We start from the raw sequence: 18,160 nt of genomic DNA on the forward strand, positions 1-18,160 counted from the left end.
CTATTGTACCACTTATTTTGTATCCTTCGTTTTCTTGTTTTCAAGAGCTAGTTATAGTTTCAAACTATACAAAAACGATAGCTTCCTGAGAAACTATCGTTTTTCCTGTTGCACTGACTGATTATTTAACGTGTTTAGCTAATTCTTCTTGGGCTTTTTTGTTAGATTCTTCTTTTTCTTTTAGCCATTTTTCTTTAGCTTTTTCATACTCATCAGCCGTTACAGTCTTATCTTGCAACTTGAGATATTTGTATGATTCGACACCCTTATTTCCTGCTTGTGAGAATGGTGATGAGAATGGAACTGTCTTTCTCAAGGTCGGTGTTCCACCAAGGGAAACGTTTGGAATTGCAAGGGCGCTATCAACGAGCCAAGCTTGAACTTCAGCATATTTTTCATAACGTTTCGCTGGTTCTTGCTCCTTGTTCGCTTCTTCTAACATTTGAGTGTAAGTATCGAGTCCAACTGCCTTAGCCTTGTCATTGACCTCACCTGGTTCTAGACCAATGTTTTGCAACATACCACCGTTATTGACATTTAAGATATCAAGATAACTTGATGGATCCAAGTAGTCAGCACTCCAACCACTATTATAGATGTCAAAGTCTTTTTGAGCTGCGGTTTGAGCGAGGTAGCTAGAGTTATCAAAGTCGTCTGTTGATAATTGTTGGATATCGATAACCACATTCTCAGCCCCTAAGACAGATTCGATGGATTGTTTCAAAGAACTTGCTTCAAGTACACCTTTTTTAGCTGATTGGTCAACTGATACATCCAAGTGGATTGGGAACTGCACACCCTTAGCTTCCAATTCTTTCTTAGCTTCTGCAAACTTAGCCTTAGCCTTGTCAGGATTGTAGTATGGGTCTTGCGCATCTGCAAAGTTGATTCCTTGCCATTCTTGGCCATAGTTGACCATCTTTTCTGAAACAACATCTCCAAAGTCTTTCCCGTTGATACTTACAAATGTAGGAGGTACAACCAGGTTACGAATAATCTTCGTTGCTCCGTCTTCCCCTTGAGATTGAGCTCCATATGCTGTACGGTTATAAGCATAGTTGAAGGCTTGACGGAAGTTTTTATTCAGAACTGCTTCTTGAGTTGATTTCTTTTCGATATCTGAGGATTTAGACGTGAAGTTATAAGATTTTCTGTCCAAGTTGAAGTTCAAGTAATAAGAAGTTGCGGTTTGCATACTATAAATGATGTTATCTTTGTTCTTCTCTTTAATTCCTTCAAAGCTTGAGCTATTTGGATAGAGACGTGCGTAGCTGTAGACTCCTTCTACAAAGTTACGAGCTAGTGCATCTTGGTCACTACCATCATAATAGGCCAATTTCACATCATCTACAAAGACATTTTTTTCATCCCAGTAGTTGGGATTTTTCTTGAATTCGATAACAGATTTTGAAACAAAGGATTTCATCAAAAAAGGTCCATTGTACAAAATACTAGAAGGATCCACCTTACCAAAATCATCCCCTTTTGATTTCAGGAAATCTGCATTGACTGGGAAGAGAATGGTTGATGTTGTTTTAGAATTCCAATAAGATTCTGGTCGTGTCAAAGTGTACTGAACTGTTTGGTCGTCAATCGCCTTAACACCGACAGTTGAAAAGTCAGTTGTTTTCCCGTTGATATAGTCATCCAAACCTGCTACAGAATCTTGAACCAGGTACAAAGCTTCGGATTTTTTATCAGCAGCATATTTCAAACCAGTTACAAAATCTTGGGCAGTTACTGGAGCATATTCTTCACCTTCAGAGGTATACCACTTAGCATCTTTACGAAGTTTATAAGTGTATGTCAAACCGTCCTGAGAAACACTCCAATCCTCTGCTAAGGATGGAACGTAGTTACCGTATTGGTCATTTTCCATCAACCCATCTACCAAATTGGTAACGATGTCATTGGTTGTTGCACGGTTTTCTGCAAGATAGTTCAAACTAGACGGATCGCTTGGGTATACATAGTTGTAGACTTTAGAAGAGCTAGTTGAGTTACCACAAGCTCCCAAGAGCAAACCAGCAGTTAAGACGACGCCTGCTAGCGTCAGGTATTTTGCCTTAGACTTTTTCATATTCAGAACCTCCAAATTCAAATATTTGTATCATTATACAGCTATTGTTTTTTTTAGTCAAGCAATTTTATCTATTTTTTACCAAATTATAGATTTTTTTCTACTAATTTTATATTTTATCCTATTTTTTAAATAAAAAAATGAACAATTTAAACTTTTTCGGATAGAAAAGTTCAAATTATTCATTTTATTTATAAATCTTTATGATAGTTTTAAACGTGCCCGTAGACGATCTGCTTGAGCCTGTCCAATGACCTTATCTAAGAGTCGAATTCGAAGAGTCATGATACCGTAGAGGCCTCCACCTATAGTTCCGATTAGAAGCACGTAAAGGAAACTCCAGAAACGACCTGATGGTTGGAAGACAAAGCCAATCATCCATTGTAAGAATCCTACAAGGATAAACATAACTAGAGTCAAAATAGTAACTAAGATTGTTCTCTTCAGAATAATCTTTCGACGTGCACCTGTCACCTCACAGATATCTCGGTACATCAAGACATTTGGAATGATGAGACCAATTGTCGTTGAAATTAAAGGACCATAACTATGGAAAATCGCTATCGATGGTAATTGTAAAACAATCTTAGCAATTGAGCCATAAACAAAATACAAGACTGCTTTACGGTTACGGAACATAGCCTGAAGCATTGGTGACAAGACCATGTACAAACCTAGGATTGTTGACTGCAAGACTGCAAAGACAAACAAGCCCATAGCCAAACTATCTGGCTTACCGTAAAAGACTGTATAGAGAGGTTCACCAACCATGACTACTCCAACAGTTGCTGGAAGTAAGAATAAGAAGAGCATGGTGATACTATCTTGAACGAGACGAGAAGCCGCTGGCAAATCACCCTTGACATAGTTCTCTGTCAAGAGAGGTAGCCCAACGCTACCAATCGAAACTCCAACCGAAATCAAAATCATGGTGATTTTATTAGGATTGGCGGAGAAATAAGAAAACATGACAACCAAGTCTTCATTACTGTAGTTGGTAAACCACTTCATACTATTGATAAAGGTCATTTGGTCCAAGATTTGGAAAAGCTGAATAGCCGAACCAGTCAAGATAAACGGAATTGCTTCCTTAATCGTATCAACCAAAAGACTCTTACTGTCAATCTTATCTCGTGTTTCAAAAACTTTTTGGAGCAATCCTTCCTTATAAAGGAAATAAAGCAAGACTGCAAAACTAGCTACCATTCCCACAAAAGCTGCAAAGGTAGATTGGGTAACAGCTGATAGATAATCCTTTGAACCGAGCTTCATGATGATAAAGGTTGCTAAGAGCATCCAAATGACACGGATAACCTGCTCAGCAATTTGACTCATGGCATAAGGCTTGAGATTATTCATTCCTTGGAAAAATCCACGGATAACACTCATAGACGGGAAAATCAAGACTGCCCAAGCTAGACTCTGCATAATGGGGGTGAGTTCCTTACCGACACCCGAAAGATCCGCTAACCACGGAGCAAAGAGATACAAGATTAAAGCAAAGACCACACCAAGTCCTGTCATAAAGCCTAGGAAACTCCGAATCAGGGCAAAACTATGCTCTTCCTCATGCATGGTATTGTATTTAGCGACCTGCTTTGCGACCGCCACCGGGATACCTGCTGTTGAAATCAACAAGAACCAGGCGTAGATATTGTAGCCCATGGTGAAGAGGCCATTAGCCTTAGCTGCATAAGTCCCCATCCAGATATACCAAGGGATGATGTAGATGGCCCCGAGCAGGCGACTGATAAAGTTACTAGCCGTTAGCCAGGCAGTCCCTCGTAACATCTGGGCCTGCTGATGATTATTTTCGTTAGACATAACTTCCTCATTCAATTTTAATAACTAGGAAATGTTCCTTATCTTCCATTATAAACTTTTCCTTGTTACTTGTAAAATTCAGACTTTCGGTTTACAATAGAAAGTATGATAAAGATTGAAAACGTATTAGATATTTTAAAGAAAGATGATCTCTTCCGTGAGATTATTGACCAAGGACATTACCACTACAACTACAGCGATGTCGTTTTTGATAGCATCTGCTACGATAGCCGAAAAGCACAAAAAAATAGCCTCTTTTTTGTCAAAGGAGCAGCCTTCAAAAAAGAATTTCTACTTTCGGCAATTGAACAAGGACTTGGTTGGTATGTAGCGGAACAGGACTATGAAGTAGGTATTCCCGTTATTATCGTTAGCGATATTAAGAAAGCTATGAGTTTGATTGCCATGGAGTTTTATGGCAACCCTCAGGAGAAACTTAAAATCCTTGCTTTCACTGGCACTAAAGGAAAAACTACGGCAGCTTACTTCGCCTACAACATCTTAAGTCAAGAACATCGTCCAGCTATGTTATCAACCATGAATACGACCTTGGACGGCAAGACTTTCTTTAAATCTGCCCTGACTACTCCTGAGAGTATCGACCTCTTTGACATGATGGCCCAGGCTGTTGATAATGGAAGAACTCACCTTATCATGGAAGTATCCAGTCAAGCCTACTTGGTTAAACGAGTCTACGGACTGACCTTTGATGTCGGTGTCTTCCTCAACATTAGTCCTGACCATATTGGTCCTATTGAGCATCCAACCTTTGAAGACTACTTCTACCACAAGCGTCTCTTGATGAAAAATAGCCGAGCAGTTGTCATTAATAGCGATATGGACCACTTCTCTGTCTTAAAAGAGCAAGTTGAGAACCAAGAGCACGACTTCTACGGTAGCCAATCAAATAACCAGATTAAAAACTCCAAAGCCTTTAGCTTCTCAGCTACAGGTAAATTAGCTGGAGATTATGACATCCAGTTGATTGGGCACTTCAACCAAGAAAATGCAGTCGCTGCTGGACTTGCCTGCCTTCGTTTAGGTGCTAGTTTGGAAGACATCAAAAAAGGGATTGCTTCTACTCGCGTCCCTGGCCGTATGGAAGTTCTCACTCAGAAAAATGGCGCAAAAGTGTTCATTGACTACGCCCATAATGGTGATAGCTTGAAGAAATTGATCTCAGTCGTTGAAACACATCAGACTGGAAAGATTGCTCTAGTACTTGGTTCAACTGGAAACAAGGGAGAAAGCCGTCGCAAGGACTTTGGACTTCTCCTCAATCAACACCCCGAAATTCAAGTATTTCTAACAGCTGATGATCCAAACTACGAAGATCCTCTATCAATTGCTGATGAGATTAGTAGCTATATCAGCCATCCCGTTGAAAAAATTGCAGATCGTGAACAAGCCATCAAGGCTGCTATGGCTGTTACAAGTCAAGAACTGGACGCTGTGATTATCGCTGGTAAAGGAGCTGACTGCTATCAAATCATCCAAGGTAAGAAGGAAGACTATCCTGGAGATGCAGCAATCGCAGAACGTTATCTATAAGAACTTAAAGAAGGCTAGGAAATTTCCTAGCCTTCTTCTATTTTTTTATAAAGATTAATCTTTCTTTATCAAATTCTACAGCTAGCTCATATTTCCCCTCTTCATTTTGAATGATGTAGCCCAATAAGACTAAACTATCAACAAAGATATCTCGACGTTTCTGCATAAGCTGGTCTTTTTTGAGAAATTTGAGCAAGAATGTTGTTATATATTTGAGAGCATACTCAGGATTGACATCACCCAAAACAGCATAAAGAGCCTGCTGTTTTTCTGTCAAAGGATACTGGTGCTTAACCTTATAAAAATAATTAGACAAGGTCATCTTTTCCCTAGCAAAATCCGTATACTCTTCTAGGATTGCTGCATTGGTTTGATTGCGCAATTCAGTCTGAAATTCTTTCTCCAGGATTTCTTGATAGATTGGACTATCATCTCTCACAAAGACTTCTAGATCTAGTTCAAGAGATTCTGTAGATTCTAGAATGGGGAGATTGAGATAATACCGTTTGTTTTCTCTCAAAATTAAACCCGCTTTAATGTATTCCTCCAAATGCTTATCAACTGGAACCTCTGGAAACTGAGCCTTGATTTCGCGGAGTATAACATCATCATGCTTATCAAGATAGTTTACCAAATCTCTAAAGAATGGTTGACGCGTCAAGCGAGATGGATTAAAAATCTGAATCATGAAGATTCCTTTCTTTACAAACTAAAAGTGGTGATGCTGCTAATTGACTCGGATTAGTGCCAGGCTGATTCAAAGGTACAGCTAGTCCTAGTTCTCTATAATATTCTCTCCAGAAATCACTGATTTCCTCTACACCATCTCCAAATTTCATGGGAATGGTCTCAAAAATAGGGAGAATTTCTGCTACAAACTGGGAACAGTAATAACCATCTCCGTCGGGATAAAAAGAGAAATTGTAGGGAGACCCTAAAAGTCTCTCTGCCAGTTTTTTAACCTCTTTGAGATCCATTTTCGGATAGCGATAAAGGTCATATACTTTCTCAGCTTCAAAGAAATCTTCAGGGGACTGGGCAATGACTCCGCCTTCCGTAGTTGCATGATAGATGAAGCCGTCTAAAAAAATAGCCACATGGCTATAGTTGCCAGTAGATTCCTGGATGGCTTGTCCTATATCCGATTCATCTTTCACAAAGATTAAATCACCATTTTCTAACATGATCTCCTCCTAGCAAAAAAGGAGTCGAAACTCCTTTTTAATAATGGTTTTCCCCATCAATCATTAAGCATTAAAGCTTTCTGTCAATTGAGGCACCACTTGTTTCTTACGTGAAACAGCACCTGGAAGGAAGGCATGATTGTTTTCAAGTTTGAAGTTGAAAGCTGTTTCTACTTTGTCCATGTTGGCACCAAGGGCAAGAATTTCTGAGTTTGAGTTGACGATATCTGTAATCATCAAAACAAAGTCAGAGTATCCGTTGGCTGCATTTGCGGCTTGGATAGCTGCTTCGATTTCAGCTTGGCGTTCCAAAACTTCCGCAATATCAACTGTATTGACTTGAGCCACACGAACGTTATTTCCGTTGAGTTCAAAAGTTTTCGCATCGATGTCGATCAATTCTTCTGCTGATTTGCTTGCCAAGTTGGTACCAGCTTTGAGCATTGCAAGACCGTATTCTTCCAAGTTAACTCCAGCCAATTCAGCCAATTCAGGCGCAATCACCTTATCAGATGGGTGAGTTGTTGGAGATTTCAAAAGAAGGGTATCTGAAATCAAACCTGAAAGCATCAAACCTGCAATTTCTTTTGGAACAGTTACACCGTGTTCTTTGAACATACGGTATACGATAGAAGATGCTGATCCAACTGGCTCCAAACGCATGTAAAGTGGGCTTGCAGTTTCAAAGTTAGCTACACGGTGGTGATCCACAACACCGTAAACTTCTACTTCAGCGATATCTGAAACTGATTGTTGGAATTCATTGTGGTCAGTCAAGATAACTTGCTCTGCGCCCTCTGCTTTAGCAGAAGTGATAACACGCGGTGCTTCCACACCAAAATAGTTCAAGACAAAGGCTGTTTCTTCATTTGGAGTTCCAAGGGCAACAGCTTCCGTATCCAAACCGTAAGCTTCTTTTGCAAGGTAGGCAAAGGCTACAGATGACCCGATGGCATCTGAGTCTGGATTTTGGTGACCAAATACTAGAATCTTAGACATGATAATACCTCGTTTCTTTATTCTCTTTATTGTAGCATTTTTTTCAATTTTTGACAAAAGTAAGAGGAGTCAAAGGGCTCCCCACTACTCTGCAAAATGACCGAGTAAATTTTTTTCTTGGTTTTCAGATAAAAATCTTTCCTTTTGCTCTCTCTTCTTACGTTTGAGAAGGGCCTCAGCCGACATGGCTTCTTCCTTACTATCAAAACCTTGAGCATAGATGAGTTTTACTGGCAACCGAGCTCGTGTGTACTTTGCTCCCTTACCACTATTGTGAACGGCTATTCTTTTTTTGACATCCGTTGTATAACCAGTATAGTAGGAACCATCCCGACACTCAACTACATACATATAAGCTTTATGATCCATAATAGATTTCTTGAATTTCTGGAGTATAGGAACCATCATCATTATGAACAATGAGTGGTGGCAGAACCTTAAAACCACTAGTGGAGCCGTCCTTAATAGCCTCGATTAAAAGCATATTGGCTTCCTTCTCCCGTTTAGGGTAGACAAATTGCAGACGCTTTGGAGCCAAATTGTGTTGTTGAAGCGTGTCTAAAATATCTAACAATCGATCAGGACGATGGACCATGGCTAAACGCCCATTGGATTTGAGAATACTTTGGGCACTACGGCAGATTTCCTTGAGATTGGTCGTAATTTCGTGCCGAGCCAACAAGTAGTGCTCACTCTCGTTCAGATTAGAATTTGGGTCCACCTTAAAATAGGGAGGATTGCACAAAATCAAATCAACCTTACTCCCCTGAATGTAAGCAGGCATATTTTTCAAATCATCACAGATAACCTGCATCTGTTCTTCTAACCCATTTAATCGGACTGATCGTTCAGCCATATCTGCCAGGCGTTCCTGGATTTCAACAGATAGAATTTTCGCCTTAGTCCTGCTACTGGCAAAAAGTCCAACAGCTCCATTCCCAGCACAAAAATCCACAATTAAACCATTTTTTGGAAAACGAGGAAAGCGTGACAAAAGTACACTATCCACCGAATAGCTGAAAACCTCTCTATTTTGAATAATCTTGATATCTGTAGAAAAGAGCTGATTGATTCTCTCTCCTGATTTTAATAATTCTTCTACCATACTTCTATTATAACAAACTATATTAACATTTCAAGAGAGAAAAAATCAATTAAGACTTTTTCTTACTTAGATTAGAAATAGCTTCCTTGGTCCAGATAGGCATCATGCGCGCCAAAGGAGCAAAGCCGTATTTGATACGGTCACTTGAAAAACGTCTCCGTCTCGGTAACTGATGTTTCTCTTCTTCCAAAGTCCGAATAGAAAGACTTGCTTTACCTGTATATTCGTCCAAATCGACAACCTGAACTTGAACTTCTTCACCGATTTTCAGTACATCATAGATATTCTCAATAAATCCTGTACGAATTTCAGAAATATGAATCAAACCTGTGATACCAGTCTCTAGCTCCACAAAGACTCCATAAGACTGAATCCCTGTAATTCGCCCTGTTAGCTTATCACCTATTTTCATCTTAGTCCTCGATTTCAATCGTTTCGATGACGACATCTTCAACTGGCTTGTCCATCGCACCTGTTTCTACACCTGCAATTGCATCCAGAACTTCATAAGAAGCTTCATCTGCAATCTGTCCAAAAACTGTGTGACGACGATCAAGGTGAGGAGTTCCACCTTGTTCCGCATAAATTTCCGCAATTGGTTCTGGCCAACCACCACGAGCAATTTCTTTCTTAGAGTATGGCAAGTGTTGGTTTTGCACGATAAAGAACTGGCTACCGTTTGTATTTGGTCCAGCATTAGCCATAGAAAGGGCTCCGCGGATATTGTAAAGTTCCTCTGAAAATTCGTCTTCAAATGACTCACCATAGATAGATTCGCCACCCATACCAGTACCAGTTGGATCTCCACCTTGAATCATAAAGTCTTTGATAATACGGTGGAAAATGACCCCATCATAGTAACCATCTTTTGACAGAGCGATAAAGTTGGCTACTGTTTTTGGTGCATGTTCAGGAAAAAGCTTAATACGCATATCTCCATGATTTGTTTTAATAGTCGCAATCGGACCTTCTACTGCTTCAATGTCTACTTGCGGAAAATGTAATTCTTTTTCTACCATACCAAATCCTTCTAAGGCATCGAAAATGCCATCTTCTTCTAATGTTTTTGTAATATAATCTGCTTTTTCTTTGATTTTGTCATGAGAAATGCCCATAGCAATGCTAATACCTGCATAATCAAAGAGTTCTAAATCGTTAAGACCATCTCCAAAGACCATTACGTTCTCAGGTTTAAGACCTAAATGTTCTACAACTTTTGCTACACCAGCTGCTTTTGAACCTGAAATCGGCACAATATCTGACGAATGTTCATGCCAACGTACCATACGCAAAGTCGATGCTAAACTTTCAGGCAAAGTCAGGTCATCTCCCTGATCCTCAAAAGTCCACATCTGATAGATGTCTTCTTTTTCATAAAAATCAGGATCAACATCCAAGTCAGGATAAATTGGATCAATGGCCTCACTAATCAACTCAGTTCTAGTAGAGAGTTTAGCAGTATGACTAGCAACTAAACCATAGTCAATCCCAACTTCCTTGGTCCAAGCAATATAGGTTTCAACCTTATCTTTAGAGATTTTGTTACTATCAATCACATTGCCTTTTTTATCCTCAATATAGGCACCATTCAGAGTAACAAAAAAGTCAGGTTTAAGTTCGCGAATTTCTGGCACGACACCGAAAATCCCACGACCAGTCGCAATCCCAGTCAAAATACCTTTTTCACGTAATTGTTGAAATACTGTTGGAATTGAGGTTGGGATAAAACCAGTCTTTGAGTTTCGCAAAGTATCATCAATATCAAAAAAAATAATCTTTATCTTTTTTGCCTTATATCTTAATTTCGCATCCATCTCATTACCTCCTTCAATTCACTCTTTCCATTATACCATAAAGTAGAGAAATCCCACATCCCCAATAAAATCCTTGTCTCTTATCCGAATTCCTTTACTAGATACAAAACCAAATCATCATTATTTTGGCTAGTTGCATTCATTTCCAAGGGTTGATTTCGATACCAGACACCTGTCCCATCTGGAATGTAGCCCCGTCTGATATACAATCTCTGGTCAGGGCCATAGCCTAAGTGCAAACCTACACCAAGAGTGACCTTATTCGAAACAAACTTGACTCGTTTTTCTGCTTCTTCTAGCAGTTGATTCCCAATCCCTTGATTTCGAAAAGGCTCAAACACATTAAAATCTGATAATTCTGGATAGACTTCTGCAAAAGGACCATGTTTAGCAGAGGGCAAAATGGCAATGTAGCCCGCTACAGCACCATCAATCTCTGCAACTAAGACTTCTCTCTCCCCACTTTCCTGTTCCAGAAAATATCTAGCCAAAATTTCCTCTCTTCCAGGCCAACCTTGATTCATAAATCCATGAGATAAGGATTCAATATCAGACTTAATCATATTTCTAATCGTACAATTCATCTTTGACTTACCCACCTTTACTCTTTCTATTACCATTATAGCACGCCAAGATCAGAAAAAAACTATCTCGTGAAAAAGAGATCCACTGGACCCAAACTCGTTCTTTCATTTCAAAACTCGTGAAAAAGAGGACCACTCGGGGTCTGAAAAAGAGGTCCACCCGGACCTCTTTTTTAATCTTCGTTTACGAAAGGCATCAAAGCCATTACGCGAGCGCGTTTGATAGCTGTTGTTACTTTACGTTGGTTTTTAGCTGAAGTTCCTGTTACACGACGAGGAAGGATTTTCCCACGTTCTGAAACGAAACGGCTAAGAAGCTCAGTATCTTTGTAATCAACATATTCAATTTTGTTTGCTGCGATGTAATCAACTTTTTTACGGCGTTTGAATCCGCCACGACGTTGTTGAGCCATGTTTTTTTCTCCTTTATAGTATTAATTGTCCATTAGAATGGTAAATCATCATCTGAAATATCCAAAGGATTCGTTGTTCCGAATGGATTTTCATCACGTGAAAAGTCAGGTACTGATTGAGTAGGTGCTGAATAATTTGAACTTGGTGCTGAATAAGCTCCACCAGTATGTCCTTCACGCACACTACGGCTTTCCAACATTTGGAAATTCTCAGCCACGACTTCCGTCACGTAGACACGTTGTCCTTGCTGGTTATCGTAACTACGAGTCTGAATACGACCTGTCACCCCGATAAGTGAGCCTTTTTTAGCCCAATTAGCAAGATTCTCAGCCTGTTGGCGCCACATAACGACATTGATAAAATCAGCCTCACGTTCGCCATTTTGACTCTTAAATGTACGGTTTACTGCAAGAGTAAAAGTCGCAACTGCTACATTTGATGGGGTATAACGCAACTCAGCGTCACGAGTCATACGCCCTACAAGTACAACATTGTTAATCATAATCTACCTTCTTACGCGTCAGTTTTGACGATCATGTGACGAAGAATGTCAGCGTTGATTTTTGAAAGACGGTCAAACTCTTTAAGAGCTGCATCATCGTTTGCTTCAACGTTAACGATGTGGTAAAGTCCTTCGCGGAAATCTTGGATTTCGTATGCAAGACGACGTTTTTCCCATGTTTTTGATTCAACAACAGTTGCACCGTTGTCAGTCAAGATAGAGTCAAAACGTGCTACCAAAGCGTTTTTCGCTTCTTCTTCAATGTTTGGACGAATGATATAAAGAATTTCGTATTTAGCCATTGATATGTTCCTCCTTTTGGTCTAATGACCCCAAGACATTGCAAGGGGTAAGTGAGGTTTGCTCACAGTAAATTATTATACTAGAAAAAAATTTTTTTAGCAAGTAAAAACTGCTTCTATTTTATTTTTTACAGTTTTTTTGCTAAAGTTTGTGTAATTTCTTCAACCTGAATATTCTCAGATTCAAATTTCTGTTTAAAGGTAGCTAGATCAACCGTTCCCTCAATTTGAACTTCGATAACAATCTTACCATCTTTACGTGGAATATTAACAGTATGAGAAATATTTAGATTTTCCTCAACGATTAAAGAAACAATCTTACCAAGTACCCCAACTTCATTTTCTGTGATAAAACGAACACGGATTCCCTCTTCGCCATAACCAGAAATTTCAAGAAATGCTCTGAATACATCACGGTCAGTAATGACACCATAGACTTGCCCATTATCAATAACTGGCAAGATGCCAATCTTATTTTTCAGCATAAGGTAGGTTGCATCTTCCAAACTTGCATAACCTGAGACAGTTACAACATCACGAATCATGACGTCTTTGACTTTTGTTTTATTGAGCAAGTAATTCATCTCGAAGATTGAAAGACTCGTTGCTTTTGATGGACTGGCTTCAGCAATTGTTCCTTCTGTTACTAGACCAACTAATTTATCATTTTCAATAACAGGAAGACGATGCAAACCTTGTTCGCGCATCAAATCTGCTGCATGTGCTACAGTCGTATCTGGGCTAATATATACGACCTTTCGTGTCATAAAATCTTTAACTGCCATAGGAACTCTCCTTTATGTTTATAGCTTTATTATACACTTTTTACGAAAATCAATCAAACGCTTTCATCTCTTTTTCAAGATTCTGAAAACTCTGAAATACTATAAAAAGAGCCCTAGATTAGAGCCCTCAATCTTATGATTATGTAATTTGTTTGGTAATCTTTCCCGCGCACTAACACAATCCACTGGTTCTGATGATTGCCAAGCAATCTCTATCCGCCGACTAAAAAGGTCCCACGGACTAATGTGGATTGCTGGCGCAATCCTTATTCGCAACCTAAACTAGTCTCCCAGACTATGCGAAGATTACTACGTAATCCTTATCCGCCGACTAAAAAGGTCCCCCAGACCTTTTTAGCCACCTAGATATGCTTTTCTGACTTCGTCTGATGCTGCGAGTTCTTTACCTGTTCCTGAAAGAACGATTTTACCTGTTTCAAGAACATAGCCTCGATCTGCGATGGCTAGTGCTTTATTGGCATTTTGCTCGATCAAAAGAACAGTTGTACCTTGTTTTTGAATATCTTGGATGATATCAAAAATTTCTTGGATGAAAATTGGTGCAAGCCCCATTGATGGTTCATCTAAGAGAAGAAGTTTAGGCGTTGACATAAGCGCACGTCCCATAGCAAGCATCTGTTGCTCACCACCAGAAAGGGTAGCTGCATCTTGGTTTTTACGTTCTTCCAAACGCGGGAAACGTGAAAATACTTTTTTCAGATTTGCTTGATTTTCTTCACGATTTTTCTTAAGGAAGGCTCCCATTTCCAAGTTTTCCATAACTGTCAAACCAGGGAAGACGTGACGTCCTTCTGGTACTTGAGAAAGTCCTGATGCCACAATTTTTTGTGCGGGCATCTTTTGGATTTCTTGTCCTAAAAATTCAATCCGACCAGAACTTGGACGAACAAGGCCTGATAAGGTACGAAGGATGGTTGTTTTACCAGCACCGTTTGCACCGATAAGGGAAACAACTTCTCCTTCATTTACTTCAAAGCTCACATCACGTACAGCTTGAATCATACCATAGTGTACTGAGAGGTTTTCAACTTTTAACATAGACATTAGGCTTCACCTCCAAGATAAGCTTCGATAACACGTTTATTACTCTTGATTTCATCTGGTGTCCCGTGAGCAATCAAACGACCGTACTCAAGAACATAGATACGCTCCGTAACTTCCATAACCAAGTTCATATCATGTTCAATCAGCATAATAGTAATCTTGAATTCATCCTTGATGCGACGAATCAACTCAGTCAATTCTGCAGTTTCTTGTGGATTCATACCCGCTGCAGGCTCATCCAAGAAAAGGATTTTAGGTTCTGTAGCAAGGGCACGCACAATCTCTAAGCGACGTTGTTGACCATAGGCTAAATTTTTAGCGAGAGTTTCAGCATCTCCATCCAAATCAAAGATTTTTAGTAATTCTAAGGCTTTAGCTTTCAATTCTTTTTCATTCTTATAAAAAGCTGGTAAGCGCAAGAAACTTGCAAAAACATGTTGTTTATGATGATTACTAAATGCAATCAGAACGTTATCCAAAACTGTCAAGTCTTTAAAAAGGCGGATATTTTGGAAAGTACGCCCTAAACCAAGAGATGCGATTTTATAGGGTTGCTTGCCATTTAACAAGTGACCATCCAAGGTTACTGTCCCTTCGCTTGGTTCATAAACACCTGTCAACAAGTTGAAGAGAGTTGTTTTCCCAGCACCATTCGGTCCAATCAAACCAACAAGTTCACCTTCGTTCAATTCGAGAGTGACGTCCCCAACAGCTGTCAGACCACCAAAATGTTTGGTTAAATTTTTTACTTCAAGTAATGCCATTAGTTTTGTCCCTCCTTCTTACCTTTTTTAAAGAGACGTGATAGGCTCAATTCCCATGTCCCAAGAAGACCACCTGGTCTGAAGATCATAACGAGTACTAAGGCCAAAGCATAGATAATCATACGAACGCTAGCCACGTCTTGAAGGAGCATGTTCAAGATTCCAAGCACGATGGCAGCAACAATTGCCCCTGTAATGGAACCTAAACCACCAAATACAACGATAATCAAGACATTGATAGAGTTGATAAACGTATAATCTTTTGGTACGACTGATCCGATAAATCCTGACTGAAGAGTACCAGCGATACTTGCAGTAACAGCACCAAAAACAAAAGCGATGATTTTAATTTTTGTAGTATTTACCCCTACTGACTCAGCAGCAATCTCATCTTCACGAACAGATAAAGTTAATCGCCCGATAGGACTACGAAGGAAATTGAGAGTAGCAATCGTTGTAATCACGGCAAAGAAGTATACCATTTGCCAGTTAGTAAAGCTCGGAATACCTAGAATACCTGCTGCACCATTAGTAATATCTCCACCGTTGACAATAAAGATACGAATAATTTCAGCAACACCGAGGGTTGCTACTGCAAGATAGTCCCCTTTCAAACGAAGAGTTGGAATCCCAACGACTAAAGCCACTAATCCTGAGATAAGTGCTCCAAGAAGCATAGCTCCAAAGAAGGCTCCATAGGTTGGAGATTTAGAACCAATAATTGCAGCCGCATAGGCACCAATAGCCATAAATCCTGCGTGCCCTAGAGAAAATTGTCCAGAAAAACCTACGATAAGGTTAAGACCAACTGCAAGTATGATGTTAATCCCAATTTGCTCTAAAATTTGAATATAAAAGAGATTGAGCACTCCAGCTGAAACAAGTACGCTGATTAAGCCATAGCCTGCTAATAAAAGGAGCAACCATAAAATATTAACTTTTAAATTTTCTTTCATTGTTTACACCTTCTCTTTCACATTCTTACCGAGGATACCAGCTGGACGTACAATCAAGATTAAGAGCAAGATTCCATACACGATAGCATCACGGAAATCTGACATTCCGAAGGCGGTAGCAAATGTTTCTAAAAGACCAATAACAAAGCCACCCAGAGCCGCACCAGGGATGATTCCGATGCCACCTAGAACGGCAGCCACGAATGATTTAATACCTGGAGTCATCCCCATCAATGGTTCAAGAGAGTTATAGTAAAGTGCAATCAAGACACCCGCTGCACCAGCTAGGGCTGAACCCAAAGCGAATGTAAAGCTGATAGTACGGTTTACATTGATTCCCATCAACTGAGCAGCATCACTATCTACAGATACAGCACGCATGGCTTTCCCCATTTTTGTTTTTTGTACAATAAGTTGTAGAAGAACCATCAAAACAAGTGAGACAGTCAAAATCAACAATTGAATATTGGTCAGACTGATTGGACCTAAGTCATAACGCACTGTTTGGATTGCTTGAGGAAAGGCACGTGTGTTGGCTCCGACTAGATAAACCATCCCATACTCAAGTAAGAAGGAAACCCCAATCGCTGTAATCAATACGGAGATACGAGTTGAATGACGTAATGGGCGGTAAGCTAGAAACTCAATGATAACACCAAGAATTGCTGTGCCTGCCATTGATAAAATCAAGGCAACAAAGAAATTTAATTGCAAGGAATTAATCAAAAAATAACCCATGAAAGCACCTATCATATAGATATCACCGTGGGCAAAGTTAATCAGCTTGATAATTCCATAAACCATAGTATAACCTAGGGCTAGCAGCGCATAGACACTACCCAAGATTAAACCATTTACAAGTTGTTGAAGCATATGGTTCACTCTTTCTAATTTATATTTTTAGAATTTTATAAAAAAATAATCCTTTCATAAACACCGAAACAGGGAGTGAGTAGAAGCTCATTCCCCATTTACGATATCTACTAGATTAAGGTTTAACCGACTCAACTGACTCAACTTTACCATCTTTTAAGCCAATCATAAGTGCAGATTTAACCGGATTATGGTCTTTGTCAATAGACATTGTACCAGTAACACCTTCCAAGTCTTTCAACTTCGCAAGGTTGTCTTTCAATTCGACAGAGTTCTTAGCACCTTTAGATGCTTCCGAAATCATGTAAACTGAATCATATGCCAAGGCTGCAAACATTGAAGGTTCTTCGTTGTATTTCGCTTTATAAGCTTCTACGAATTTCTTGGCTTTATCAGTCATTTCACCTTCAGTAGAGAATCCAGTTACGTAGTAGATGTCTGTAGCTGCAGCAGGTGTTGCTTGTTCAACGAATTTAGCATCACTAAATCCATCACCACCGATGATTGGTTGTTTGATTCCCATACCACGTGCTTGGTTTACAATTTTACCAGTTTCAGTGTAGTACCCTGGAAGGACAATGGCATCGAAGTCTTTATCTTTGATTTTTGTAAGTGCGGCTTGGAAATCTGTATCCTTAGATTGGAACGTTTCTGTCGCTACAATTTCACCTTTATAAGATTTCTTGAAGGCTTCAGCAATCCCTTTAGCATAGTCAGATGAGTTATCGTAGTATAGAACGACTTTCTTCGCTTTCAAGTTATCAGTTGTGTATTTAGCAATGATTTGTCCTTGGAAGCTATCGATGAAGGTTGCACGGAAAAGGTAATCTTGACCTTTTGTCAAATCATCTTGAGTTGCTGATGGGGTTACCAATGGTACACCTGCTTTACCAGCATTGGCAACCGCTGCGGCAGTGGCACCTGAAGTTGCAGGTCCTACAAGAGCGTTCACTTTTGATTGGGTAACAAGGTTTGTTGTAACGGTAGCCGCTTCAGCTGTCTCAGATTTGTTATCTTTGTCTACAACTTCGATTTGTTTTCCATCGATACCACCAGCTGCGTTGATTTCATCAACGGCCAATTGAGCACCTTTTTGTTCAGCGCTACCGTAGGCTGCTACTTCACCAGTTTTTTCAAAATTAAAACCGATTTTTAGTTCTTTGTCGATTTCGTTACCAGCAGCGTTTGACGCTCCAGACTTCACTTCTCCGCAGGCTGCAAGAAGTGCTACACTTGCAAGCGCCACAAACGATAGGGCAAATTTTTTCTTCATCTTTTTGTCTCCTTATTTCTTAAATAAATAGCATGTTAAGAATATACCGAATTATCAGAAAATTGTCAACACATTTATCTAAAAT

General features: G+C 39.6%; 20 protein-coding genes. 1 reads left to right on the forward strand and 19 read right to left on the reverse strand.

Translation table 11 applies throughout. The annotated features are described in order from the left end of the window. Nucleotides 1-121: 121 nt before the first annotated feature. Nucleotides 122-2,080, reverse strand: coding sequence for a peptide ABC transporter substrate-binding protein (locus QM928_RS01610; protein WP_414294270.1), 1,959 nt, complete (start codon nt 2,078-2,080; stop codon nt 122-124). 201 nt (nt 2,081-2,281) lie between these two features. After that, the gene (locus QM928_RS01615; protein WP_414294269.1) at nt 2,282-3,904 is read right to left on the reverse strand and encodes a putative polysaccharide biosynthesis protein; all 1,623 of its coding nucleotides are present in this window, start codon (nt 3,902-3,904) and stop codon (nt 2,282-2,284) included. 105 nt (nt 3,905-4,009) lie between these two features. Between QM928_RS01615 and QM928_RS01620 the strand changes: the two genes are divergently transcribed. Next, entirely contained in the window at nt 4,010-5,455 is a 1,446-nt protein-coding gene (locus tag QM928_RS01620) for a UDP-N-acetylmuramoyl-L-alanyl-D-glutamate--L-lysine ligase (protein ID WP_414294268.1), read from the forward strand. Between the two features lie 37 nt (nt 5,456-5,492). On the opposite strand, the gene QM928_RS01625 is transcribed toward QM928_RS01620, so the two are convergent. The 17 genes from QM928_RS01625 to QM928_RS01705 all read right to left on the reverse strand — a co-directional run bounded on the left by QM928_RS01625 (nt 5,493) and on the right by QM928_RS01705 (nt 18,075). Beyond that, the gene (locus QM928_RS01625; RefSeq protein WP_414294267.1) at nt 5,493-6,143 is read right to left on the reverse strand and encodes a DUF1803 domain-containing protein; all 651 of its coding nucleotides are present in this window, start codon (nt 6,141-6,143) and stop codon (nt 5,493-5,495) included. Next, nucleotides 6,127-6,639 (reverse strand): YiiX/YebB-like N1pC/P60 family cysteine hydrolase, encoded by a 513-nt coding sequence (locus QM928_RS01630; protein ID WP_414294266.1) that lies wholly within the window; start codon nt 6,637-6,639, stop codon nt 6,127-6,129. Before QM928_RS01630 ends, QM928_RS01625 begins: the two co-directional genes overlap by 17 nt. Before the next feature lie 63 nt (nt 6,640-6,702). Further along, nucleotides 6,703-7,638 carry a manganese-dependent inorganic pyrophosphatase gene (locus QM928_RS01635; RefSeq protein ID WP_414294265.1) on the reverse strand — a complete coding sequence of 312 codons (936 nt, stop codon included), beginning with the start codon at nt 7,636-7,638 and terminating at the stop codon, nt 6,703-6,705. Between the two features lie 84 nt (nt 7,639-7,722). Next, nucleotides 7,723-8,007, reverse strand: a complete 285-nt coding sequence (locus QM928_RS01640; protein ID WP_414294264.1) for a GIY-YIG nuclease family protein — start codon at nt 8,005-8,007, stop codon at nt 7,723-7,725. Then, nucleotides 7,997-8,743 (reverse strand): tRNA1(Val) (adenine(37)-N6)-methyltransferase, encoded by a 747-nt coding sequence (locus QM928_RS01645; RefSeq protein ID WP_371561507.1) that lies wholly within the window; start codon nt 8,741-8,743, stop codon nt 7,997-7,999. Before QM928_RS01645 ends, QM928_RS01640 begins: the two co-directional genes overlap by 11 nt. 49 nt (nt 8,744-8,792) lie before the next feature. Further along, nucleotides 8,793-9,155, reverse strand: coding sequence for a S1 RNA-binding domain-containing protein (locus tag QM928_RS01650; RefSeq protein WP_414294263.1), 363 nt, complete (start codon nt 9,153-9,155; stop codon nt 8,793-8,795). Between the two features lies 1 nt (nt 9,156). Then, nucleotides 9,157-10,557 carry a bifunctional Cof-type HAD-IIB family hydrolase/peptidylprolyl isomerase gene (locus QM928_RS01655; RefSeq protein ID WP_414294262.1) on the reverse strand — a complete coding sequence of 467 codons (1,401 nt, stop codon included), beginning with the start codon at nt 10,555-10,557 and terminating at the stop codon, nt 9,157-9,159. Nucleotides 10,558-10,637: 80 nt separating this feature from the next. Beyond that, nucleotides 10,638-11,141 (reverse strand): GNAT family N-acetyltransferase, encoded by a 504-nt coding sequence (locus tag QM928_RS01660; protein WP_248034770.1) that lies wholly within the window; start codon nt 11,139-11,141, stop codon nt 10,638-10,640. Between the two features lie 173 nt (nt 11,142-11,314). Continuing rightward, the gene (gene rpsR / locus QM928_RS01665) at nt 11,315-11,554 is read right to left on the reverse strand and encodes a 30S ribosomal protein S18 (RefSeq protein ID WP_000068664.1); all 240 of its coding nucleotides are present in this window, start codon (nt 11,552-11,554) and stop codon (nt 11,315-11,317) included. Between the two features lie 32 nt (nt 11,555-11,586). Continuing rightward, nucleotides 11,587-12,057: a single-stranded DNA-binding protein SsbA gene (gene ssbA, locus QM928_RS01670; protein ID WP_000609604.1), complete on the reverse strand. Its 471-nt coding sequence runs from the start codon at nt 12,055-12,057 to the stop codon at nt 11,587-11,589. Between the two features lie 11 nt (nt 12,058-12,068). Next, entirely contained in the window at nt 12,069-12,359 is a 291-nt protein-coding gene (gene rpsF, locus QM928_RS01675; protein WP_001151786.1) for a 30S ribosomal protein S6, read from the reverse strand. 128 nt (nt 12,360-12,487) lie between these two features. After that, nucleotides 12,488-13,144 (reverse strand): CBS domain-containing protein, encoded by a 657-nt coding sequence (locus tag QM928_RS01680; protein WP_000268637.1) that lies wholly within the window; start codon nt 13,142-13,144, stop codon nt 12,488-12,490. Between the two features lie 354 nt (nt 13,145-13,498). After that, entirely contained in the window at nt 13,499-14,209 is a 711-nt protein-coding gene (locus tag QM928_RS01685) for an ABC transporter ATP-binding protein (RefSeq protein ID WP_000062228.1), read from the reverse strand. Then, nucleotides 14,209-14,973, reverse strand: coding sequence for an ABC transporter ATP-binding protein (locus QM928_RS01690; protein ID WP_001185990.1), 765 nt, complete (start codon nt 14,971-14,973; stop codon nt 14,209-14,211). Before QM928_RS01690 ends, QM928_RS01685 begins: the two co-directional genes overlap by 1 nt. Next, on the reverse strand, nt 14,973-15,929 hold the full coding sequence (locus QM928_RS01695; RefSeq protein WP_414294261.1) for a branched-chain amino acid ABC transporter permease: 957 nt from the start codon (nt 15,927-15,929) through the stop codon (nt 14,973-14,975). Before QM928_RS01695 ends, QM928_RS01690 begins: the two co-directional genes overlap by 1 nt. 3 nt (nt 15,930-15,932) lie before the next feature. Continuing rightward, nucleotides 15,933-16,802, reverse strand: coding sequence for a branched-chain amino acid ABC transporter permease (locus QM928_RS01700; protein ID WP_075232206.1), 870 nt, complete (start codon nt 16,800-16,802; stop codon nt 15,933-15,935). A 115-nt stretch (nt 16,803-16,917) separates the two neighbouring features. Then, the gene (locus QM928_RS01705; RefSeq protein ID WP_075232207.1) at nt 16,918-18,075 is read right to left on the reverse strand and encodes an ABC transporter substrate-binding protein; all 1,158 of its coding nucleotides are present in this window, start codon (nt 18,073-18,075) and stop codon (nt 16,918-16,920) included. Between the last annotated feature and the right edge of the window lie 85 nt (nt 18,076-18,160).

Source organism: Streptococcus infantis, from assembly GCF_047460405.1.
Classification (GTDB): Bacteria; Bacillota; Bacilli; order Lactobacillales; family Streptococcaceae; genus Streptococcus; species Streptococcus infantis_Q.